Source organism: Burkholderia sp. BE12, from assembly GCF_002959955.1.
Lineage (GTDB): Bacteria > Pseudomonadota > Gammaproteobacteria > Burkholderiales > Burkholderiaceae > Burkholderia.
Genome location: NZ_PREY01000012.1, coordinates 116538 through 139134 on the forward strand (window position 1 = coordinate 116538; position 22597 = coordinate 139134).

Here is a 22597-nt window from a genome sequence, read left to right on the forward strand (position 1 = left end):
CCGCGCGACAGGCCGTTCGGCCAGTTCGACTGTGGCTCGCGCACCACGTTTTACGGTTTCCAGTGTACGAAGTTGCGATACAGACGCAACCCGACCTCCGCGCTTTTCTCGGGGTGGAATTGGGTCGCGAAGAGATTGTCCCGCGCGACCGCAGACGTAAACGGCGCGCCGTAGGCCGTTTCGCCAACCGTATGCGCCGGGTTGTCCGGCGTGACGTAATAGCTGTGTACGAAGTAGAAATACGCGTCGTCGGGCACGCCGTCCCACAGCGGGTGCGGCTGCGCCTGACGTACGCGGTTCCAGCCCATCTGCGGCACCTTGAAGCGCGAGCCGTCGTCCTGCAGGCGGCCGTCGAGCTCGAAGCGCACGACCTTGCCGGGCAACAGGCCGAGGCCCTTCGTGTCGCCTTCCGCACTCCAGTCGAACAGCATCTGCTCGCCGACGCACACGCCGAGCAGCGGCTTCGTGCGCGACGCCTCGATTACGGCCTCCTGCAGGCCCGATTCGCCGAGGCAGCGCATGCAGTCGGGCATCGCGCCCTGGCCGGGTAGCACGACGCGGTCGGCCGCGCGAATCGCGGCCGGCGTGTCGACGATCGCCACGTCGGCGGCCGGTTCGGCCTTCTTGAGCGCCTGCGCGACCGAGCGCAGGTTGCCCATCCCATAATCCACAATCGCAATCGAAGTTTTCATCTCAGTGCAGGCAGTAGCGCCCTCAGTCCATTGACGATGAATTCCACCGCCAGCGCCGACAGCATCAGACCCATCAGCCGCGTGGCGATGTTGATGCCGGTGCGGCCGATCCAGTTCGCGATCGGCTCGGCGAGCCGCATCGCGACGAAACACAGAAAAGCCAGGACCGCGCCGATCGCGACCAGCCCGGCCCGCTCATACCAGTGATGCGCGTTCGCCGCATAGATGATCACCGTGCTGATCGAGCCGGGGCCCGTGAGCAGCGGAATCGCCAGCGGCACGACCGCGATGTTGTCCTTCAGCTCGGCTTCGTGGCGCTCCTCCGGCGTCGATCGCGTGTTGCCGATCTGCGCGTTCAGCATGTTGATCGCCATCAGCAGCATGATGATCCCGCCGCCCACTTCGAGCGACCCGACCGAAATGCCGAAGAAGTTGATGATCTGCTGCCCGAGCAGCGCGGTCACCGTCATCACGCAGAACACCGACACCGATGCGATCCGGATCGTGCGCCGCCGCTCGCCGTCCGTCTGCTGCGCCGTCAGGCTCAGGAAGAACGGCACCGCGCCGACCGGGTTGATCAGCGCGAGCAGCGAAATGAACGATTTGAGCAGATCCATCGCAAGCCGGCGCCGCGCGCCGAAGCCGTGAGGTTGTCCTTAGCGTGCGTCCGTTCGGACGTTCAGAGGCTTCCTTTCGTCGACGGAATCTGCCCCGCCGCGCGCTCGTCGAGCTCCACCGCCGCGCGCAGCGCGCGGCCGAAGGCCTTGAACACCGTCTCGAGCTGATGGTGCGCGTTGATCCCGCGCAGGTTGTCGATGTGCAACGTGACGCCCGCGTGATTCACGAACCCGCGGAAGAACTCGATCGACAGGTCGACGTCGAACGTGCCGATCCGCGCGCGCGTGAACGGCACATGGAATTCGAGGCCGGGCCGGCCCGAGAAGTCGATCACGACGCGCGACAGCGCCTCGTCGAGCGGCACGTACGAATGGCCGTAGCGGCGGATGCCCTTGCGATCGCCGATCGCCTTCGCGACGGCCTGGCCAAGCGTGATGCCGACGTCCTCGACCGTGTGGTGATCGTCGATATGCGTGTCGCCATGCGCTTCGACCTCGAGATCGACCAGACCGTGTCGCGCGATCTGGTCGAGCATATGGTCGAGAAACGGCACGCCGGTGGCCAGCTTCTGCCGGCCGGTGCCGTCGAGATCGAGCTTCACACGGATCTGCGTTTCGCTGGTATTGCGAACGACTTCCGCCACACGCATGGCAATTCCTTGATTGAGTCTGATGTAAATGGGGATTGATCGTCGCGCGCCGCCGCGCACGGGGCTCAACCGGGCAGCGCGAGTTTCAGGGCGGCCAGCAAGCGGGCGTTTTCGTCGGGAGAACCGACGGTCAGCCGCACGCATTCGGCCAATAATGGATGCATTTTACTCACGTTTTTGACCAGCACCCGCTCGGTGAGCAGCGCATCGAACACGGCAGCCGCGTCCGGCACGCGCACCAGCAGGAAATTGGCGGCGCTCGGGAACACCGTCGCGCCCGGCAGCGCGGCCACCGCCTGCGCGAGGCGCGCGCGCTCCGCGCGCAATTCGGCCGCCTGCGCATCGAGCACGTCGAGGTGGTCGAGCAGGAAATCGGCGCTCGCCTGGGTCAGCACGTTGATGTTGTACGGCGGGCGCACCTTGTCGAATTCGTTCAGCCATGCGGGCGAGCCGACGAGATAGCCGAGGCGGATACCCGCGAGGCCGAGCTTCGACACCGTGCGCATCACGACGACGTTGTCGAACTCGGCGGCGCGCGGCAACCACGAACGCCCGGCGAACGGCTGGTACGCCTCGTCGATCACGATCAGGCTATGCCGCGCGGCCGCGACGATCCGCTCGACGTCGGCATCGTCGTACAGCGTGCCGGTGGGGTTGTTCGGATACGCGAGATAGACGATCGCCGGCCGGTGCTCCGCGATCGCCGCGAGCATCGCGTCGACGTCGAGCGTCAGGTCGGCCTTCAGCGGCACGCCGACGAATTCGAGCTGCGCGAGCTTCGCCGAGAGCTCGTACATCACGAAGCCCGGCACCGGCGCGAGCACCTTCGCGCCCGGCTGCGCGCAGGCGATCGCGATCATGCTGATGATTTCGTCGGAACCGTTGCCGAGCAGGATGTCGCAGCCGGCCGGCACGCGCATCGCGTGGCGCAGCTTGTCGAGCAGCGCGGCCGGGCGCGGCGCCGGGTAGCGGTTCAGCGCGACCTGCGCGAGCCGCTCGCCGAGCGCCGCGGCGAGCGGCGCCGGCAGCGGATACGGGTTCTCCATCGCGTCGAGCTTCACGAACCCGCTCGCGTCGGGAACCGGATAGCTCGTCATCGCGAGCACGTCGCGGCGGATGATGTCTTGTGGCGTCGTCATGGTTTCAAGCCGGCGTGCGTCGCGCCGGCATCAGATGGTCGGCAAGGCGGCGGCTGCCGCCCTGCACTCGTCTCCTGCCTCGATCCGGGCGCCGCCGGCGCCGGCGCCTCGGCGCCCGCCCGGCCGCGCACAATGCGCGGTCAGCCCTTCATCCGGAACTCGGCGCTCCTCGCGTGCGCCTGCAGCCCTTCGCCGTATGCGAGCTCGGACGCGATCTCGCCAAGCGTCTGCGCGCCTTCCGCGCTGACCTCGATCAGGCTCGAGCGCTTGATGAAGTCGTACACGCCGAGCGGCGACGAGAAGCGCGCGGTGCGCGACGTCGGCAGCACGTGGTTCGGGCCCGCGCAGTAGTCGCCGAGGCTCTCGCTCGTATAGCGGCCGAGGAAAATCGCGCCCGCATGACGGATCTGCTGGCCCCATTGCTGCGGCTCCAGCGCCGAGATTTCGAGGTGTTCCGGCGCGATGTCGTTCGCGATCCGGCACGCCTCGGCCATGTCGCGCACCTTGATCAGCGCGCCGCGGCCCTCGAGCGACGCACGGATCACGTCCTGGCGCGGCATCGTCGGCAGCAGCTCGTCGATCGCCTTCTCGACGCGATCGAGGAACGCACCGTCCGGGCACAGCAGGATCGACTGCGCGAGTTCGTCGTGCTCGGCCTGCGAGAACAGGTCCATCGCCACCCAATTCGGATCGGTCGTGCCGTCGCACAGCACGAGGATTTCCGACGGCCCGGCGATCATGTCGATGCCGACCGTGCCGAATACGCGGCGCTTCGCCGACGCGACGTACGCGTTGCCGGGGCCGCAGATCTTGTCGACGGCCGGCACCGTCGCCGTGCCGTACGCGAGCGCGCCGACCGCCTGCGCGCCGCCGATCGTGAACACGCGATCGACGCCGCCGAGCAGCGCCGCGGCGAGCACGAGGTCGTTCTTCACGCCGTCCGGCGTCGGCACGACCATGACGATCTCGCCCACCCCCGCGACGCGCGCGGGAATCGCGTTCATCAGCACCGACGACGGATACGCGGCCTTGCCGCCCGGCACGTACAGGCCGACGCGGTCGAGCGGCGTGACCTTCTGGCCGAGCACCGTGCCGTCGCTTTCCGTGTACTGCCAGCTATGCGTGCCGCACTCGATCTTCTGCTTCTCGTGGTACGCGCGCACCCGCGCCGCGGCCGCTTCCAGCGCCGCGCGCGCCTTCGGCGCGAGGCCGTCGAGCGCCGTCTGCAGCGCGTCCTGCGGCAGTTCGAGCGCGGCGACGCTGTCCGCGCTCAGCCGGTCGAAGCGGTTCGTGTACTCGAGCACCGCGGCGTCGCCGCGCGACTTCACGTCGGCGAGGATCTGCGCGACCGATTGCTCGATCGCTTCGTCTTCGCTCGCCTCGAACGCGAGCACGGCGCGCAGGGCGGCGCCGAAGCCTTCGTTCGTCGAATCGAGCTTGCGGATGGTGATGGACATGGGAGTTCCGTTACGGTGATGCGCTCAACCGCCATTCTGCGACGCGCGTTCGAACGCGTCGAGGATCGGCTTGAGCGCCGCGCGCTTCAGCTTGAGCGCGGCCTGGTTCACGACGAGGCGCGACGAGATCGCCATGATCTCCTCGACCTCGACCAGATTGTTCGCCTTCAGCGTGCCGCCCGAGCTGACGAGGTCGACGATCGCGTCGGCCAGCCCGACCAGCGGCGCCAGCTCCATCGAGCCGTACAGCTTGATCAGGTCGACGTGCACGCCCTTCGCGGCGAAGTGTTCGCGTGCCGTTTCGACGTATTTCGTCGCGACCCGCAGGCGCGCGCCCTGGCGCACCGCGTTCGCGTAGTCGAAACCGGCCGGCACGGCCACCGACATCCGGCAGCGCGCAATGTTCAGATCGATCGGCTGGTACAGGCCCGAACCGCCGTGCTCGACCAGCACGTCCTTGCCGGCCACGCCGAAATCGGCCGCGCCGTATTCGACGTAGGTCGGCACGTCGCTCGCGCGCACGATGATCACGCGCAGGTTCGGATCGGTCGTGGGCAGGATCAGCTTGCGCGACGTTTCCGGATCCTCGGCCACCTGCACGCCGGCGGCGGCCAGCAGCGGCAGGGTTTCCTCGAAAATCCGGCCCTTCGACAGGGCGAGGGTCAGCGGCGCGGTCATGCTTGGCTCCCGGAAAGGCGGCGTACGTTCGCGCCGACGGCGGTCAGTTTGGTTTCCATGCGGTCGTAGCCGCGGTCCAGGTGATAGATGCGGTCGACGAGCGTTTCGCCGTCGGCGCGCAGCCCGGCGATCACGAGGCTCGCCGACGCACGCAGGTCGGTCGCCATCACGTTCGCGCCCGACAGCTTCTCGACACCCGTCACGAGCGCCGTGTTGCCGTCGATCGTGATGTTCGCGCCGAGCCGGTTCAGCTCCTGCACATGCATGAAGCGGTTCTCGAAAATGGTCTCGACGACCTGCGCGGTGCCCGCCGCGACCGTATTGAGGGCCATGAACTGCGCCTGCATGTCGGTCGGAAACGCCGGGTATTCCGACGTGCGGATCGTCACCGCCGACGGGCGGCGGTCCATCGTCACGCGCAGCCAGCTGTCGCCTTCCTCGATCGACACGCCCGCTTCGCGCAGCTTGTCGATCACCGCGTCGAGGATGTGCGGGCGCACGCCCGTCAGCCTCACGTCGCCGCCGGCCGCCGCGACCGCGCACAGGAACGTGCCGGCCTCGATGCGGTCGGGGATCACCGAATGGCGCGCGCCGTGCAGCCGCTCGACGCCCTGGATCACGAGGCGGTCGGTGCCGATGCCGTCGATTTTCGCGCCCATCGCGACCAGCAAGTGTGCGAGATCGCTCACTTCCGGCTCGCGTGCGGCGTTTTCGATCACCGTCTCGCCGTCGGCGAGCGTCGCGGCCATCAGCAGGTTTTCGGTCCCCGTCACCGTGATCATGTCGGTCACGATGCGCGCGCCCTTCAGGCGCTTCGCGCGCGCTTCGATGAAGCCGTGCTCGATGCTGATCTCGGCGCCCATCGCCTGCAGGCCCTTGATGTGCTGGTCGACCGGCCGCGCGCCGATCGCGCAGCCGCCCGGCAGCGACACCTTCGCCTCGCCGAAGCGCGCGAGCAGCGGCCCGAGCACGAGGATCGATGCGCGCATCGTCTTCACGAGCTCGTACGGCGCGACGAGGTTGTCGACGCTCGACGCGTCGAGCTGCACGCGGCAGCCGTCGGTCTCGCTCTTCACGCCCATCTGGTTCAGCACCTTCAGCGTGGTGCGCACGTCCTTCAGGTTCGGCACGTTGTCGAGCTCGACCGGCTCGGCGCTGAGCAGCCCCGCGCAGAGGATCGGCAACGCGGCGTTCTTCGCGCCCGACACGACGATCTCGCCGGACAGGCGGCGGCCGCCTTCGATCACGAGCTTGTCCATCCCCTGTCCCTGCGATTCCCCGTTGGCGGCCGGGTGTGCCGTGGCGACGCTCTGGACGGCGTCGCGCTCGTTGGCGGTGACTTGCACTCAGTGATTTCCGTTTATGCGTTCTGCCATTCGGCGGGCGTCAGCGTCTTCATGCTGAGCGCGTGAATTTCCTGCTTCATGCGATCGCCGAGCGCCGCATAGACGAGCTGGTGCCGCTGGATCGGCCGCTTGCCTTCGAAGGCCGCCGACACGATCGTCGCGAAGAAATGCTGGCCGTCGCCTTCGACTTCCAGATGCGTGCAGGCGAGACCGCCGGCGATGTATTGCTTGACCTGTTCGGGAGTCGGCAACATGGTGTAAGGCTCCTGTCGGCGCGCACCGCCTTGAAGCGGCCGCGGCCTGTCGATATCAATGACGCAGTTTGTAGCCGGCCGCGAGCAGCCGCATCGCGATCAGCGCGAGCAGCACGAAGAAACCGGTGACGATCGCGAGGCTCGCGAACGGGTTGATGTCGGACGCGCCGAAGAACCCGAAACGGAAGCCGTCGATCATGTAGAAAAACGGGTTGAGACGCGACACTTCGCGCCACACGGGCGGCAGCGAGTGCGTCGAATAGAACACGCCGGACAGAAACGTCAGCGGCATGATCAGGAAGTTCTGGAACGCGGCAAGCTGGTCGAACTTCTCGGCCCAGATCCCGGCGATCAGGCCGAGCGTGCCGAGGATCGCCGAGCCGAGCAGCGCGAACGCAATGATGAACAGCGGCGCCGCGAAGTGCATCGGGATAAACCAGATCGTCACGACGAACACGCCGGCGCCGACCGCGAGCCCGCGCACGACGGACGCGAGCACGTACGCGCCGAAGATGTCGCGGTACGACAGCGGCGGCAGCAGCATGAACACGAGGTTGCCGGTGATCTTCGACTGGATCAGCGACGACGAGCTGTTCGCGAACGCGTTCTGCAGCACGCTCATCATCACGAGGCCCGGCACGAGAAAGCTCACGTATTCGACGCCGGGATAGACCTCGACGCGGCCCGACAGCGCATGGCCGAAGATCGTCAGATACAGCAGCGCCGTGACGATCGGCGCGAGCACCGTCTGGAACGACACCTTCCAGAAACGCAGCAGTTCCTTGTAGAACAGCGTTCGAAACCCGCTTCCCGGCACGGGCCGGGCCGTCCCCTCGGACGGCAGCGAACCCAGTTCGCGTGGGGAGTGTTGATTCATGCCAGACCCTCGACGACTTCTGCCCCGTTCATCACCTGGACGAACACGTCCTCGAGGTCGGCCTTGCGGACCTCGATCTCGTCGAACGTGCAGCCCGCCGTGCGGCATTGCGCGAGGATGCGTTCGACCTCGTCGTAGCTCGCGAGGCGCAGCAGGTGCTCGCCCGGCGCGCGCGCGGCCGGGTCGGTTTCCAGCCCACGCAGCTCGGCCGGCAGCGCGCCCGTCGCGAGCCGCAGGTACAGCTGCAGGCCCGCGAAGCGGCGCAGCAGCGCGTCGGTGCGCTCGAGCGCGACGACTTCGCCACGACGCAGCATCGCGATGCGGTCGCACAGCGACTCGGCTTCCTCGAGGTAATGGGTGGTCAGCACGATCGTGTGACCCTCGCGGTTCAGGCGCGAGATGAATTTCCACAGCGTCTGGCGCAACTCGACGTCGACGCCGGCGGTCGGCTCGTCGAGCACGATCACGGGCGGCCGGTGCACGAGCGCCTGCGCGACGAGCACGCGGCGCTTCATCCCGCCCGACAGCGCGCGCATGTTCGCGTCGGCTTTCTCGGTGAGATCGAGATTGGCCATCACTTCGTCGATCCAGTCGTCGTTGCGGCGCAGCCCGAAATAGCCGGACTGGATCCGCAGCGTCTCGCGGACGGTGAAGAACGGGTCGAAAACGAGTTCCTGCGGAACGACGCCGAGTGCGCGGCGCGCACTGCGGAAGTCCTGGACGACGTCGTGACCGCGCACCGAGATACTGCCTTCGTCGGCCCGGGCGAGCCCGGCGAGGATACTGATGAGCGTGGTCTTGCCTGCGCCGTTGGGGCCGAGCAGACCGAAAAACTCGCCTTCCTCGACCGACAGGCTGACGCCCTTGAGCGCCTGAAGCGACTTGTAGCGCTTCTTGACGTGACGGATTTCTATGGCTGACATGACTGTGCGCGACGCAGGGGCCGCGACGCCTATTCTGTGCTTGCTGCGAAAGAAAATGGGGGCCCGACGCCGATTGGCTGCCCCGCAAAACGCTTGATTATAGGGCAAACCGGCTGGGGGAACCGGCGCCGACGGCGCGCGGCCTGAAGCGTGCGCGCGCCGGCTGGCGCGGCAGGCTTCGGTCGGACAGGGTCAATGTCGCCCGGTGCCGTCGATGAGCGCGTCGACGCCGTAGGCGCGCGCGAGGCTGGCGAGCTTCGGAGGGAGATTGAGGATGTCGAGGGCTGCGCCGCGCGCTTGGGCGGCACGTTGCCATGCGAGCAGCACGGCGAGCGCGGACGAGTCGAACTGCGTCAGCGCCGCGCAATCGACGGCGGTCGCGCCGCCGCCGATGCGCGCAAGACCGTCCGCGAGCGCGGACTTCGCGCTCGCGACGGTCAGCGAGGAACCGGCTGCGAAGCCGCTCACGACGCTTGCTTGCCCGCGGCAAGTTCCTGGTTCCGCTGCGACAGGAACTTGATCAGGCCGTCCACGCCGCTTTGCTGGATCTTCTCGTTGAACTGTTGCTGGTACGTCTGGATCAGCCACGCGCCGAGCACGTTCAGGTCATACACCTTCCAGCCGTTCGCCGTCTTGTACAGGCGGTAGTCGATCTGGACCGGCTGGCCGTTGTTCATCGCCACCGTCTTGACCACGACGTCGGTATCGGCCGGATCGGCGCGGAACGGCGGGTACTGGATCTGCTGGTCCGGCTTCAGCTGGGCGAGCGCGCCCGAATACGTGCGGATCAGCAGCAGCTTGAACTGCTCCTGAACCTGCTGCTGCTGCTCGACCGTCGCCGTGCGCCAGTTGCGGCCCATCGCGAGCTGCGTGGTGCGGCGGAAATCGGTGTACGGCAGGATGTCCTTGTTGACGATCGTGATGATGCGGTTGGTGTCGCCCTGCTTGATCGTCTGCTGCTTGACTTCGTCGAGCACCTGCTGCGTCGCCGTCTTGATCAGCGCCTGCGGGTTCGACTGGTCGACTTGCGCGTGAGCTGCGCTGCCGAACGAGAACAGCGCCGCGAAAACGGGGATCAGGAACAGTTTTTTCATCATAGTAGCCTGCATGAATGAGTCGATGCGAAGGTTGGAGCAGGTAGCTTACGCGCAAGTTCGCATACGCTACCGACTGAATCGTTTCCGGCTGTAACGAATGTAAGCCCGTCAGTGCAGCCGGATGCTCGGGAAGCGGAACCCGCCCGGCGACGGCGGCGCCACCTGCATTGCCGGCACGTTCGTTTCGCTGGCCGGGTTGGGCGTGTCGGCCGTGCCCGACGCCGGCGCGGCAACCGCCGCGCCCGATGCGCCCGCCGCGCCCGATGCCCCCGCCGGCGCCGCGCCGCCCACCGCGGCCGCGCCCGCCGTACCGGCCGCGCCGGCGGCCGCCGGTGCCGCACCGTCTTCCGGCAGGTCGTACTTCGGCAGCGCGTCGTTGCTCGACGTCGTGGCGGCCTCGCCGCGCGCGTTGCTGATGAGCATCTGGCGACGCTGCAGGTACGCATTGCGTACGAACGAATACTTGTCGAGCGCCGCGGCATCGAGCACGTCGCCCGCGCCGAGCAGGTTCGACCGCGTGTTGACCAGGTTCACGCCGAACAGGCCCCAGCTCAGGCCGTCCGGCTTCACGTAGGTGAGCGGGTTGCCGACGTAGTCGACGCCCAGGCCGGCCGTGTCGCGCAGCGTGCTCGGGCCGAGCAGCGGCAGCACGAGGTACGGGCCCGACGGCATGCCGTAGCGGCCCATCGTGATGCCGAAGTCGGCCGTGTGCTTCGGCAGCTTCGCGATCGTCGCGACGTCGAACAGGCCGCCGACGCCGAACACCGTGTTGATCACGACGCGCATGATGTCGCCGACGCCGTCCGCGATCCGCAGCTGCACGATGTTGTTCGCCGCGATGTAGACGTCGCCGATGTTCGAGAAGAAGTTCGTCACGCTCTCGCGCACCGGCTGCGGCACCACGTACTGGTAGCCCTTAGCGACCGGCTTCAGCGCGTACGTATCGACCGTGTCGTTGAACTTGTACATCGTCCGGTTGAAGCCTTCGAGCGGATCGCCCTTGGTCGGCGTCTGCACGGTCGCGCAGCCGCTCAACGCGGCGACTGCCGCTATCGCCAGCGCGGCGTGCCTGATGCGGATCGTGTGCATGGTCATTACCCTCTTGTTTTCTCTCGTGTGGTTATTGGCCGGCTGAACCGGACACCGCCGACGACGGTATCGCCACGGGTGCCGGCGCGGCCGGAGCCGCCGGCGCGGCCGATGCACCGGCTGCCGGCTTCGCACCGCCCGCATCGGCGGCCTTGCTGTACAGGAACTGGCCGATCAGGTTCTCGAGCACGATCGCCGACTGCGTCATCGTGATCGTATCGCCCGATTTCAGCATTTCGGTGTCACCGCCCGGATCGAGGCCGATATATTGCTCGCCGAGCAGGCCCGACGTCAGGATCTTCGCCGACGAATCCTTCGGGAACGGGTATTGGCCGTCGACGTCGATCGTGACGAGCGCCTGGTAGGTGTTCGTGTCGAAGCCGATCGACTTCACGCGGCCGACCACGACGCCGGCGCTCTTCACGGCCGCGCGCGGCTTCAGCCCGCCGATATTGTCGAATTTCATCCTCACCGAGTAGGTCGGCTGAAACGACAGCGAGCTCATGTTGCCGACCTTCAGCGCCAGGAACAGCACCGCAAGGAAGCCCACCACCACGAACAGGCCGACCCAGAAGTCGAGAGCAGTCTTTTTCATCGTCATCCCAAAATTTGGCTTGGCTGAGGCCTAGCTGAACATCAGCGCGGTCAGCAGGAAATCGAGGCCGAGTACGGCGAGCGACGCGAACACGACCGTCTTGGTGGTCGCGCGCGACACGCCTTCGGGCGTGGGCTTCGCTTCATACCCCTGGTACAGCGCAATGAAGGTCACGGCGAAACCGAACACGATGCTCTTCAGCACGCCGTTGCCGACGTCGGCCCAGACCTGGACCCCGCCCTGCATCTGCGACCAGAACGCGCCCGGATCGACGCCGATCAGCACGACGCCGACAAAGTAGCCGCCGAGCACGCCGACCGCATTGAAGATCGCGGCCAGCAGCGGCATCGCGATGATGCCCGCCCACATGCGCGGCGCGATCACGTTCTTGATCGGGTCGACCGCCATCATCTCGAGCGCGGTGAGCTGCTCGCCGGCCTTCATCAGGCCGATCTCGGCCGTGAGCGACGTGCCCGCGCGGCCCGCGAACAGCAGCGCGGTGACGACGGGCCCGAGCTCGCGCACGAGCGACAGCGCGACCAGCAGGCCGAGCGCCTGCTCGGAACCATAGCGGTTCAGCGTGTAATAACCCTGCAGGCCGAGCACGAAGCCGACGAACAGCCCCGACACGGCAATGATCACGAACGAATAGTTGCCGAGGAAGTGGATCTGCTTCGTGACCAGCCGCGGCCGGCGCAGCAGCGGGAAGAATTCCAGCACGAGGCGCACGACCAGGCGCGTGCCGTAGCCCGCCCGCTCGAGGCCGCCGATGACGTAACGTCCGATCGCGCTGATCATGCGCGCCCTCCGCCGAGCCCGAAATCCGCCGCCAGCGGCGGGCTCGTGTAGTGAAATTTGAACGGGCCGTCCGGCGCGCCGTCGATGAATTGCCGCACGCTCGGATCGGTCGACGCGCGCAGCTCGTCGGGCGTGCCCTGCGCGAGCACGCCGCCGTTGGCCAGAAAATACACGTAGTCGGCGATCGCGAACGATTCCGGCACGTCGTGCGTGACGAGGATCGACGTCGCGCCGAGCGCCTGGTTCAGCGTGCGGATCAGGTTCGCGGTAATGCCGAGCGAGATCGGATCGAGACCCGCGAACGGCTCGTCGTACATGATGAGCTGCGGATCGAGCGCGATCGCGCGCGCCAGCGCGATACGGCGCGCCATCCCGCCCGACACCTCGGACGGCATCAGGTCGCGCGCGCCGCGCAGCCCGACCGCGTTCAGCTTCATCAGCACCAGGTCGCGGATCAGGTCTTCGGGCAGGTCGGTATGCTCGCGCAGCGCGAACGCGACGTTCTCGAACACCGACATGTCGGTGAACAGCGCGCCGAACTGGAACAGCATGCCCATCTTGCGGCGCAGCGCATACAGGCCGTCGCGCGTTTGCGCGCCGACATCGGCGCCGTCGAACAGCACCTGGCCGCGGCGTGCGCGCACCAGGCCGCCGATCAGGCGCAGCACGGTGGTCTTGCCGCAACCCGAGCCGCCCATGACCGCGACGACCTGCCCACGCCCGAAGCGCAGGTTCAGGTTGGACAGGACGAGGCGGTCGCCGTAGCCGAAGTCGACGTCGCGAAGTTCCAGCAGAGTCTCGGGAGGAGTGGGGCTCACGGAGCGGACAGTCCTTTTACGCAGAACGCCGAATTATAGGGCCTGCATTGGAATGATGTCGTGACGCCGTTCCGGGCCCTGCGGTCAATAATTGTCAGATTGTCCGGCAAAGCACTGCTGCAGTGCAATAAGCGCCGTCCGATAGTCGGCCGCGCCCGTGACCGCGCTGACCACGGCGACGCTGCCGACGCCCGTCGCCAGCACGGCCGGCAGCGCATCGAGCCCCACTCCGCCGATCGCGACGAGCGGCGCCCGCGGGCCCGCCAAGCGCGCGTAGCGGGCAATTCGCGCAAGGCCCTGCGGCGGCGCGGCGACCGCCTTGGTGGCGGTCGCGTACACGGGACCGAGCGCGAGGTAGCTCGGCCGCTCGTGCAATGCCCGCAATATCTCGTAATAACCGTGACTCGAAAGTCCGAGCCGCAAGCCCGCGCGCGCGATCGCGGCCAGATCGGCCGTTTCGAGGTCCTCCTGGCCGAGATGTACGCCGTACGCACCCTCTTCTACGGCGATCTGCCAGTGATCGTTGATGAACACGCGCCCATCGGGATAGCGGCGCCCCGCCGCGACCGCGCGCGCGATTTCCCGGCGCAGCGCGTCCGGCGTCGCGTCTTTCACGCGCAATTGCACGGTTCGCGCGCCGCCGTCGAGCACGCGCTCGACCCATTCGGCGCTCGGCACGACCGGATAGAGGCCGAGCTGCGCGGGGCACGGAGCGAACGCCGGCTCAGGCGCGGGCGGCAGCCCGGCGACGCGCGGGAATCGTGCGGCCTCGACCGGCCACGCGTCGGCGGCGCGCGTCTCGTCGCCGTCGCGCCACGCCAGCGCGAGCACCAGCGCGTCGACCGGCGCGAAGCCGCAATCGAGGAACGCGGCGAGCGCCGCGATCCAGTCGTCGGCGAGCGGATGCGCGGCGTCGAGCGCATAGCGCACGCCGGCCGCATGCAGCACGGCGCCCTGCTCGTCGAATTCGATCGCCACCGCACCCGGCGACGCAGGCCGCGACACGGCCGACGCGCGCGCCTGGGCGGCACGATCGCCGGCCGACACGATCAGCACGTCGCCGTCGGCCGGCACGTCGGGCGCCGCCACGCAGAGCCGCCACGGCGCCGCGCCGTCCGGCCAGTCGCCGAGCCGCGCGCGAATCCGCTCGGCCGCTTCGGCCAGTTCGTCGGCCGGCGGCCAGAACGCATCGGCGAAGCGCGCGCTCATGCGCCGCCCCCGTCCTGGTGCCAGAACGGCATGCCGACGACCGGCGTGCTCGCGTGCGCGGTTTCGCGCGCGTCCATCGGGCCGGCGAGATACGCGGCGCGGCCAGCCTCGACGCCCTGCGCAAACGCGCGCGCCATGATCTCCGGGTGCGTGGCCTGCGACACGGCCGTATTCAGCAGCACACCGTCGAAACCCCACTCCATCACCTGGCACGCGTGCGACGGCACGCCGAGCCCCGCGTCGACGATCAGCGGCACGTCCGGCAGCCGCTCGCGCAGCACGCGCAGGCCGTACGGATTCACGACGCCCTTGCCGGTGCCGATCGGCGCACCCCACGGCATCAGCGCCTCGCAGCCGACGTCGAGCAGGCGCCGGCCGATCACGAGATCCTCCGTGCAGTACGGCAGCACCTTGAAGCCGTCCTTGACCAATTGCGCGGCGGCTTCGATTAGCCCGACCGGGTCGGGTTGCAGCGTGTAGTCGTCGCCGATCAGTTCGAGCTTGATCCAGTCGGTGCCGAATACCTCCCGCGCCATGTGCGCGGTCGTCACGGCTTCGGCGACGGTCTGGCAGCCGGCCGTGTTCGGCAGCAGCGGCACCGCGTGGCGCTTGAGCAGGTCGAAGAAGCCGGCTTCGGCGGTACCGCCCGTCATCTGGCGGCGCAGCGCGACCGTCACCATTCCGGGGTGCGACGCGGCGATCGAATCGGACAGCGACTGCAGCGACGGATAGCGCGACGTGCCGAGCAGCACGCGGCTTGCGAAGGTTACGCCGTACAGCGTCAGCGCATCGGCGGAGGTGTGGGACGTCATGTCGTTTTCCTGGAAGAGCGGAGCGAAACGGCGGCGCTCAGCCGCCCGCGACGGGGTGCACGACGTCGAGCTTGTCGCCCGCCGCGAGCGCGCGCGCCGCATGCTGCGTGCGCGCGACGAAGTTGCCGTTCAGCGCCACCGCGTACGGCGGACGCGCGCCGTACGCGGCAAGCGCGTCGGCCACCGTCGCGCCGTCGGGCAGCGTCAGGGTCTGTTGATTGATCTGGATATCCATGAGGCTGAGTCGGATTCGGTCGGCGGCGCGCATCAGGCCGGCTGGCGCGCGTCGTTGCGATGGTGAAGGAGCGTCGGCCAGCGTGCGGCGGCGCGCCACCCGGCGAACGCGTCGGCATCGCGGAGCGACCCGCCGAGCGCGGCTTGCGCGAACGCGACGGCCGCCTGCGCGACTTCCGGCGCGATCATGAAGCCGTGCCGGTACAGGCCGTTGACGGCGAGCGTCGATGCGCCGTCCCAGATCACCGCCGGGCGATGATCGGGCAGCGTCGGCCGGCACTGCGCATTGAGTTCGAGGATGCGCGCCTCGCCGAACGCCGGATGCACGGAGAACGCCGCGCTCAGCAGTTCGAGCGCGGAGCGCACGCTGACGGGCGACATGTCCTCGCCCTCCACCTCGGTCGCGCCGATCACGTAGAGATCGTCCTGCTTCGGCGCGATGTACAGCGGATAGCGCGGATGCAGCAACCGCACGGGCCGCGTGAGCCCGATGCCGGGCGCATGCACGCGCGCGACTTCTCCGCGGATGCCGCGCAGCGCGGGCAACGCGGATTTCGCGCCGAGCCCGCGGCAATCGATCGTGAAATGCGCGGCAGGCAGGTTCGCGTCGTCGACCGACGCGTGCCAGTGCAGCGCGACGCCGCGTTCGGCGAGGCCCGCCGCGAGCGCGCGCAGCGCCTGGCGGTTGTCGAGCTGGCCCTCGCGCGGCAGCATCAGTCCGCGCGCGAAACGGCCCGCGAGCGCGGGTTCGGCCGCGTCGACCTGCGCGCCGGCGAGCGTCACGAAGCCGCCGTCGAACAGCCCGGCCGGCGCGTTCGCGCGTATGCGCCGCTCGAACAGCGGCGCCTCCGCGCGGTCCGCGTGATGCCAGACGACGAGCGTGCCGTGATGCTGGAAAAAGACGGGTTCGGGCAGTTCCGCGAGCCACTGCGGCCAGCGCGCGAGCGACGCGGCGCCGAGCTCGGTGATCAGCAATTCCGCGCTCGCCGCTTCCGCGAGCGGCGCGAGCATCGCGGCCGCGATCCACGCGGCCGACTGCTCGCCGTCCGGGCCGCCGCGCTCGTAGAGCGCGACGCGATGCCCGTCGCCGGCGAGCCGCCACGCGATCAGGCGGCCGACGAGGCCGCCGCCGAGCACCGCGAAATCGGGCCGTGCATCCCGGACATTCATCGCGCGCCCTCCGCGCGAAGCACGCGGGCCCGTACGACCGACGCGGACGCACACGCGCCGTCCCGTGCAGACGCACACGACGGCAGATCGGGAACAGCGCAAAAGACTGAAGATTGAGCGGTCATCATTCCTTCCGTAACGCGCAATGCGCGTACCCAAAAGGACGAAACCGGCAGCAAAGGCCGGCCGGGCGGGACTCGGGCGCTGACCATGTGGGATGGCGGCCAGCGCGGCCCGGCGGGATCAGAAACTTCCCTCGCCGGTATTACCCGGATCGGGTGCGAAGGGTCTTTCTCAGCCTCGCCGCGCTGCCCGGAACATCTGCCGGCCGCGCCACGAAGCACCCCTGTTTCGTCGTCGGCCATTAGACCATAAAAGCGGAAAGCGCCGCAAACTGTCCCCCTTGCGGCAAATTCGCCGGCCCGCCGCGCTGCTCTGGCACAATGCCCGCAGGCCGGCCGCGCGAGCGGCCGGTTGCCGCGTCACCGCCGGTTTTTAAGTGCCGTTTAAGATGCACGGGCGACCATCCGGACGCCCGCCGTCAGTCGGCGCCGCGCCCCGGCATGCCGTATCGCGGCGCGCGCCCGGTTTCGCCCGGCCCGCGCGCCGGCTCATCATCAGGAAGCACATGACCCAATCGATCGATCCCGTCCGCTCCGTCTCCGACGCGCCGCAGGACGAGCGCCCGGTATCCGCATGGAGCCTCATCAAGCCCTACTGGGTATCGTCCGAATGGAAAATCGCGTGGGGCCTGCTGGTCACGATCATCGCGATCAACCTCTGCGTGGTCTGGATCAACGTCCGGCTGAACAAGTGGAACGCGCAGTTCTACAACGCGCTGCAGTCGAAGGACGTCCACGACTTCCCGAACCTGCTGATGCAGTTCTCCGCGCTCGCCTTCGCGTTCATCATCCTCGCCGTGTACGGCCGCTATCTGCGGCAGATGCTCGGCTTCCGCTGGCGCCAGTGGCTCACCGACCGATTCCTCGGCCAGTGGCTCGGCGATCGCGCGTTCTACCGGATCGAGCGTGACCGCCTCGCGGACAACCCCGACCAGCGGATCACCGACGACCTCCAGTCGTTCGCGACCACGACGCTCGCGCTGTCGCTCGACCTGCTGTCGACGGTCGTCACGCTCGTGTCGTTCATCACGATCCTGTGGTCGCTCGCCGGCGCGCTGACGTTCACGCTCGGCGCGACGCCGATCTCGATTCCCGGCTACATGGTGTGGGCGGCCGCGCTGTACGCGGTGGTCGGCTCGCTGATCATCCAGAAGGTCGGCCATCCGCTCGTGTCGATCAACTACCAGCAGCAGCGCGTCGAGGCCGATTTCCGCTTCGGGCTGATCCGCGTGCGCGAGAACGCCGAGCAGATCGCGTTCTACGACGGCGAGAAGACCGAGACCGGCAACGCGCAGACCCTCTTCATGCGCATCCGCGACAACTGGTGGCGCGTGATGAAGTACACGAAGCGGCTCACGTTCGTGCTGAGCTTCTACGGGCAGATCGCGATCATCTTCCCGCTCGTCGTCGCCGCACCGCGCTACTTCGCGGGCGCGTTCTCGTTCGGCGTGCTGATGCAGATCTCGTCCGCGTTCGGCACCGTCAGCGACTCGTTCTCGTGGTTCATCAACAGCTACTCGACCCTCGTCGAATGGCGCGCCACCGTCAACCGTCTGCGCGAATTCAAGCGCGTGATCGGCACGTCGCACCTGAAGGAAAGCCTGTCGCCCGCGACCGAGCACGGCGGCATCAACCTGCACTACATCGACGCCGCGAAGCTGTCCACGTCGTCGCTCAAGCTCGCGCTGCCGAACGGCAACGCGCTCGCGAACATCGGTGACCTGACGATCGAGCCCGGCTCGCGCTGGCTCGTGATCGGCAAATCCGGTTCCGGCAAGAGCACGTTCATGCGCGCGCTCGCGGGCTTGTGGCCGTTCGGCGACGGCGCGATCGACGCGCCGGTCGGCGCGCGGATGATGTTCGTGCCGCAGACGAGCTATTTGCCGATCGGCACGCTGAAGGCCGCGCTCACCTACCCGGCGACGCCCGACACGTTCAGTGACGAGGCGTGCCGCGACGCGCTGCGCGCGTGCCGCCTCGAGGATTACGTCGAGCGCCTCGACGAAACCGCGCACTGGACCCGCGTGCTGTCGCCGGGCGAGCAACAGCGCCTGGCCGGCGCCCGCGTGCTGCTGCACAAGCCCGACTTCCTGTTCCTCGACGAAGCGACCAGCGCGCTCGACGCCGACAACGAAGCCCGCCTCTATCACCTGTTCGCCGAACGGCTGCCGAAGGCCGCGATCGTCAGCATCGCGCACCGCGAGTCGCTGGCCGCGTTCCACGTCGGCACGATCAACGTCGAGCGCGTGAACAGCGACGACAAGGTCGCCGCATGAACGCACGCGCCGCGCACGTCGCGCGGATCGCGCTGATCACCGGCGCAGGTTCGGGGATCGGCGCGGCGCTCGCGCGGCGGCTCGCGGCGCCCGGCGTCGCGCTGGCGCTGCATGCGCGCGGCGCCGACCCGGCAGCCCGCGCACGCCTCGCCGAAGTCGCCGACCGGTGTACGGCAGCGGGCGCGCAATGCTTGACGCTCACCGGCGATCTCGCCGAAGCGGGCGTCGCGGCCGCGCTCGTCGACGCCACCGCTACCCGCTTCGGCGGGCTCGACCAGCTCGTCGCCAACGCCGGCTTCGCCGCGCGGCAGTCCTTTTCCGACCTCTCCGCGGACACGCTCTCGGCTACCTTCGCGGCGATGCCCGGCGCGTTCTCTGCGCTCGCGGCCCGCGCGCGGCCGCTGCTCGAAGCGTCGATGGCGCCGCGCATCGTCGCGGTCAGCTCGTTCGTCGCGCATCGCTATCGGGCCGATGCGCCGTTCGCGGCGACCGCCGCCGCGAAAGCCGCGCTCGAATCGCTGGTGCGCTCGGCGGCAGCCGAATTCGCCGCGTGCGGCATCACCGTCAATGCGGTCGCGCCGGGCTTCACGCGCAAGGATCACGGGCCGAGCGCGGGCAACGCCGCCGCGTGGGCGCAGGCCGAACAGGCGACGCCGCTCGGCCGGATCGCCGAACCCGACGACGTCGCCGCGCTGATCGCGTTCCTGCTGTCGGACGCGGCGCGGCAGATCACCGGCCAGGTCATCCATGTGGACGGCGGCCTGACGCTCTGACGCGAGCGCGTGCCTGCCGTGCCGGCGCGCAGGTCGCCGCCGGCGACCGCATGGCGCTCACGCGCGATCGGCCGTCGCTCCTTGCCCGGACTCCCGCCCGCCGCGCCGCGCACGCACCCGCACGCACCTTTTTGGCGCCCTTCATCCCGCCCGTAAAATAGCCGCCATACGGCAGCGCGACACGAGCGACGACACAACGGAGGGGGCGGCAAGCATGCAGGCATTCCAGTGGTTCAACGAATTGTCGACGCGCGAGCGCCGGACGCTGTACGCCGGATTCGGCGGCTACGCGGTCGATGCGTTCGACTTCATGATCTATTCGTTCCTGATTCCGACGCTGATCGCCACGTGGGGCATGACGAAGAGCGAAGCCGGGATGATCGCGACGAGCTCGCTGATTTCGTCGGCGATCGGCGGCTGGGCCGCCGGCATCCTCGCCGACCGCTACGGCCGCGTACGCGTGCTGCAGTGGACGATCGCGACGTTCGCGCTGTTCACGTGCCTGTCCGGTTTCACGCATTCGTTCTGGCAGCTCCTTGCGACGCGCACGCTGCAGGGTTTCGGCTTCGGCGGCGAATGGTCGGTCGTGACGATCATGATGGCCGAGACGATCCGCTCGCCCGAGCATCGCGCGAAGGCCGTCGGCACCGTGCAGAGCAGCTGGTCGTTCGGCTGGGGCGCGGCCGCGATCCTTTACTGGGCGTTCTTCGCGCTGCTGCCCGAGCAGGTCGCGTGGCGCGCGTGCTTCTGGATCGGCATCGTGCCCGCGCTGTGGATCCTGTACGTCCGCCGCAACGTCAGCGATCCCGACATCTATACGGCCACGCGCCGCGCACGCGACGAAGGCCGCGTGTCGGGCCACTTCCTCGAGATCTTCTCGCCGCCGCACCTGCGCGCGACGCTGTTCGGCAGCGCGCTGTGCACCGGCATGCTCGGCGGCTACTACGCGATCACGACGTGGCTGCCCACTTACCTGAAAACCGTGCGCCACCTGTCGGTGTTCAACACGAGCGGCTATCTCGTCGTGCTGATCGTCGGTTCGTTCGTCGGCTACGTGGTCGGCGCGATCCTGTCCGACCGGCTCGGCCGCCGCGCGTCGTTCATCCTGTTCGCGATCGGCTCGTTCTCGCTCGGCATGGCGTACACGATGCTGCCGATCACCGATACCGCGATGCTGCTGCTCGGCTTCCCGCTCGGCATCGTCGTGCAGGGCATTTTCGCGGGCGTCGGCGCGTATCTGTCGGAGCTGTATCCGGGCGCGATCCGCGGCTCGGGCCAGGGCTTCTGCTACAACCTCGGCCGCGGGCTCGGCTCGTTCTTCCCGATCCTCGTCGGCTCGCTGTCGCAGTCGATGTCGCTCGTGAAGGCGATCGGCCTCGTCGCCGGCGGCGGCTATCTGCTCGTGATCGTCGCGGCGCTCGTGCTGCCGGAAACGCGCGGCAAGTCGCTCGTCGACGATCCGGCCGTCGCGTCGTGAGCCACCGTTTCGTCCCGGACACCGCATGCACGTGATCGTTCTCGGCGCCGGCGTGATCGGCGTCACCACTGCCTGGCACCTGCGCGAAGCAGGCTGCGACGTCACCGTGATCGAACGCGAGGCCGACGTCGCGCAGGCGACGAGCCTCGGCAACGCGGGCGTGATCGCGCCCGGCTACGTGACGCCGTGGGCCGCGCCCGGGATGCCCGGCAAGATCCTCAAGTACCTGTTCAAGCCTGCGTCGCCGCTGATCTTCCGGCCGACGCTCGATGCCGCGCAGTGGCGCTGGATCGCGCGCTGGCTGCGCGAATGCGAATTCGAGCGGTTTCGCGTGAACAAGCAGCGGATGCAGCGCATCGCGTATTACAGCCGTGCGTGCCTGCATGCGTTTCGCGACCGTCATCCGTTCGACTACGGCGCGAGCCGCGGCTATCTGCAATTGTTGCGCGGTGCGTTCGACGTCGAAATGGTGCAACCGGCGCTGAAGGTGCTGCGCGACGCCGGCATCGCGTTTCGCGAACTCGACGCGGCCGGCTGCACGGCGATCGAGCCGGGCCTGCGCTGGGCGCGACAGGCGCCCGTCGGCGGCATCTACCTGCCCGACGACGAAGCCGGCGACTGCGCGCGCTTCACGCGCGAATTGCGGTCGCTGTGCGAAGCGAACGGCGTGACGTTCCGCTTTCGTACCGAAATCCGCGCACTCGACGTCGCGGGCGGCAAGGTGCGCGGCGTGCGGGTAGGCGCGACCGGAACGGATGGCCGCTCGCCGCGTGATGAAGGCACGGGCACCCCGGACATCGACTTGCGGGGCGCCGGGCAGCCTGGCCGCCCGACGGCGGGCCGCGCTGCGTCGAGCGCGACCAAGCCGCGCGACGTGCTGCTCGAGGCCGACGCGGTCGTGGTCGCGCTCGGCGTCGACAGTGCCGGCCTGCTGCGGCCGCATGGCGTCGACGTGCCGCTGTATCCGGTGAAAGGCTACTCGGCGACGCTCACGGTCGTCGACGACGAAAAGGCGCCGCACGCCGCGCTGATGGACGAATCGCTGAAGACGGCGATCACGCGCTTCGGCCCGACACTACGGGTCGCGGGCACCGCGGAGCTCGGCAACCGGCACGCGGCGCTGCGGCAACAGGCGCTCGATACGCTGATGAAGGTGCTCGACGACTGGTTTCCGCACGCGGCCGAGCGCGCGTCCGCGCGCTTCTGGGTCGGCCGCCGGCCGATGACGCCCGACGGGCCGCCGCTGTTGGGAGCGAGCCGCATCGACGGACTCTGGCTGAACGTCGGTCACGGGTCGACCGGCTGGGCGATGTCGATGGGGTCGGGGAAGGTGCTGGCGGATCTCGTCACGGGGCGGGAACCGGAGATCGATCTGTCCGGGCTGACGCTCGCGCGGTACGAGCGCTAGGCCGCACGTCGCGCAACGTGGCCGGGGCGATGCAGCGGCACGCCGGCATGCGGATCGATCCGAACGCGGCCGGCCTTTTTATATCG

The 22597-nt window shown here is 68.5% G+C and carries 24 protein-coding genes and 1 riboswitch; of the genes, 4 read left to right on the forward strand and 20 right to left on the reverse strand.

Translation table 11 applies throughout. The features are described 5' to 3' along the window. Nucleotides 1–50 precede the first annotated feature (50 nt). The 20 genes from hisH to C4B30_RS15880 all read right to left on the reverse strand — a co-directional run bounded on the left by hisH (nt 51) and on the right by C4B30_RS15880 (nt 16455). Nucleotides 51–692 (reverse strand): imidazole glycerol phosphate synthase subunit HisH, encoded by a 642-nt coding sequence (gene hisH, locus C4B30_RS15785; RefSeq protein WP_027783354.1) that lies wholly within the window; start codon nt 690–692, stop codon nt 51–53. Next, the gene (locus C4B30_RS15790) at nt 689–1309 is read right to left on the reverse strand and encodes a YchE family NAAT transporter (protein WP_027783353.1); all 621 of its coding nucleotides are present in this window, start codon (nt 1307–1309) and stop codon (nt 689–691) included. The genes hisH and C4B30_RS15790 overlap by 4 nt, the downstream gene beginning before the upstream one ends. Nucleotides 1310–1371: 62 nt before the next feature. After that, nucleotides 1372–1959, reverse strand: a complete 588-nt coding sequence (gene hisB, locus C4B30_RS15795) for an imidazoleglycerol-phosphate dehydratase HisB (RefSeq protein WP_011546606.1) — start codon at nt 1957–1959, stop codon at nt 1372–1374. A gap of 65 nt (nt 1960–2024) precedes the next feature. Beyond that, a complete protein-coding gene (gene hisC / locus C4B30_RS15800; protein ID WP_027783352.1) occupies nt 2025–3098 on the reverse strand; it encodes a histidinol-phosphate transaminase in 1074 nt (357 codons plus the stop codon). A 140-nt stretch (nt 3099–3238) separates the two neighbouring features. Then, the gene (gene hisD / locus C4B30_RS15805; RefSeq protein WP_027783351.1) at nt 3239–4555 is read right to left on the reverse strand and encodes a histidinol dehydrogenase; all 1317 of its coding nucleotides are present in this window, start codon (nt 4553–4555) and stop codon (nt 3239–3241) included. 24 nt (nt 4556–4579) lie between these two features. Continuing rightward, nucleotides 4580–5233 (reverse strand): ATP phosphoribosyltransferase, encoded by a 654-nt coding sequence (hisG, locus tag C4B30_RS15810; RefSeq protein ID WP_006477129.1) that lies wholly within the window; start codon nt 5231–5233, stop codon nt 4580–4582. Further along, the gene (gene murA / locus C4B30_RS15815; protein WP_027783350.1) at nt 5230–6579 is read right to left on the reverse strand and encodes a UDP-N-acetylglucosamine 1-carboxyvinyltransferase; all 1350 of its coding nucleotides are present in this window, start codon (nt 6577–6579) and stop codon (nt 5230–5232) included. Before murA ends, hisG begins: the two co-directional genes overlap by 4 nt. A gap of 14 nt (nt 6580–6593) precedes the next feature. After that, the gene (locus tag C4B30_RS15820) at nt 6594–6833 is read right to left on the reverse strand and encodes a BolA family protein (protein ID WP_006477131.1); all 240 of its coding nucleotides are present in this window, start codon (nt 6831–6833) and stop codon (nt 6594–6596) included. A gap of 55 nt (nt 6834–6888) precedes the next feature. Further along, complete coding sequence (locus C4B30_RS15825) at nt 6889–7710, reverse strand: ABC transporter permease (RefSeq protein ID WP_230469117.1); 822 nt, start codon at nt 7708–7710, stop codon at nt 6889–6891. Beyond that, nucleotides 7707–8633, reverse strand: coding sequence for an ABC transporter ATP-binding protein (locus C4B30_RS15830; RefSeq protein ID WP_027783348.1), 927 nt, complete (start codon nt 8631–8633; stop codon nt 7707–7709). The genes C4B30_RS15825 and C4B30_RS15830 overlap by 4 nt, the downstream gene beginning before the upstream one ends. 192 nt (nt 8634–8825) lie before the next feature. Further along, entirely contained in the window at nt 8826–9101 is a 276-nt protein-coding gene (locus C4B30_RS15835) for an STAS domain-containing protein (protein ID WP_027783347.1), read from the reverse strand. Beyond that, the gene (locus C4B30_RS15840; RefSeq protein ID WP_027783346.1) at nt 9098–9727 is read right to left on the reverse strand and encodes an MlaC/ttg2D family ABC transporter substrate-binding protein; all 630 of its coding nucleotides are present in this window, start codon (nt 9725–9727) and stop codon (nt 9098–9100) included. The genes C4B30_RS15835 and C4B30_RS15840 overlap by 4 nt, the downstream gene beginning before the upstream one ends. Nucleotides 9728–9838: 111 nt before the next feature. Then, nucleotides 9839–10819 (reverse strand): MlaA family lipoprotein, encoded by a 981-nt coding sequence (locus tag C4B30_RS15845; protein WP_027783345.1) that lies wholly within the window; start codon nt 10817–10819, stop codon nt 9839–9841. Nucleotides 10820–10850: 31 nt separating this feature from the next. After that, entirely contained in the window at nt 10851–11420 is a 570-nt protein-coding gene (mlaD, locus tag C4B30_RS15850; protein ID WP_027783344.1) for an outer membrane lipid asymmetry maintenance protein MlaD, read from the reverse strand. Nucleotides 11421–11444: 24 nt separating this feature from the next. Further along, nucleotides 11445–12212: a lipid asymmetry maintenance ABC transporter permease subunit MlaE gene (gene mlaE, locus C4B30_RS15855; protein WP_105132676.1), complete on the reverse strand. Its 768-nt coding sequence runs from the start codon at nt 12210–12212 to the stop codon at nt 11445–11447. After that, entirely contained in the window at nt 12209–13030 is an 822-nt protein-coding gene (locus tag C4B30_RS15860) for an ABC transporter ATP-binding protein (protein ID WP_027783343.1), read from the reverse strand. The genes mlaE and C4B30_RS15860 overlap by 4 nt, the downstream gene beginning before the upstream one ends. 84 nt (nt 13031–13114) lie before the next feature. Then, a complete protein-coding gene (gene thiE, locus C4B30_RS15865; RefSeq protein WP_027783342.1) occupies nt 13115–14239 on the reverse strand; it encodes a thiamine phosphate synthase in 1125 nt (374 codons plus the stop codon). Then, complete coding sequence (locus C4B30_RS15870; RefSeq protein ID WP_027783341.1) at nt 14236–15051, reverse strand: thiazole synthase; 816 nt, start codon at nt 15049–15051, stop codon at nt 14236–14238. The genes thiE and C4B30_RS15870 overlap by 4 nt, the downstream gene beginning before the upstream one ends. Before the next feature lie 37 nt (nt 15052–15088). Next, entirely contained in the window at nt 15089–15286 is a 198-nt protein-coding gene (gene thiS / locus C4B30_RS15875; RefSeq protein ID WP_027783340.1) for a sulfur carrier protein ThiS, read from the reverse strand. Between the two features lie 32 nt (nt 15287–15318). Then, entirely contained in the window at nt 15319–16455 is a 1137-nt protein-coding gene (locus tag C4B30_RS15880) for an FAD-dependent oxidoreductase (protein WP_027783339.1), read from the reverse strand. Nucleotides 16456–16689: 234 nt separating this feature from the next. Further along, a riboswitch (TPP riboswitch) is annotated at nt 16690–16813 on the reverse strand. A 270-nt stretch (nt 16814–17083) separates the two neighbouring features. Between C4B30_RS15880 and C4B30_RS15885 the strand changes: the two genes are divergently transcribed. The 4 genes from C4B30_RS15885 (at nt 17084) to C4B30_RS15900 (ending at nt 22511) form a co-directional block, all read left to right on the forward strand. Further along, nucleotides 17084–18853 carry an ABC transporter ATP-binding protein/permease gene (locus C4B30_RS15885; protein WP_027783338.1) on the forward strand — a complete coding sequence of 590 codons (1770 nt, stop codon included), beginning with the start codon at nt 17084–17086 and terminating at the stop codon, nt 18851–18853. Beyond that, the gene (locus C4B30_RS15890) at nt 18850–19626 is read left to right on the forward strand and encodes an SDR family NAD(P)-dependent oxidoreductase (protein ID WP_027783337.1); all 777 of its coding nucleotides are present in this window, start codon (nt 18850–18852) and stop codon (nt 19624–19626) included. The genes C4B30_RS15885 and C4B30_RS15890 overlap by 4 nt, the downstream gene beginning before the upstream one ends. 214 nt (nt 19627–19840) lie before the next feature. Then, nucleotides 19841–21103 carry an MFS transporter gene (locus tag C4B30_RS15895; protein WP_027783336.1) on the forward strand — a complete coding sequence of 421 codons (1263 nt, stop codon included), beginning with the start codon at nt 19841–19843 and terminating at the stop codon, nt 21101–21103. 25 nt (nt 21104–21128) lie between these two features. After that, the gene (locus tag C4B30_RS15900) at nt 21129–22511 is read left to right on the forward strand and encodes a D-amino acid dehydrogenase (RefSeq protein WP_027783335.1); all 1383 of its coding nucleotides are present in this window, start codon (nt 21129–21131) and stop codon (nt 22509–22511) included. Nucleotides 22512–22597: the final 86 nt, after the last annotated feature.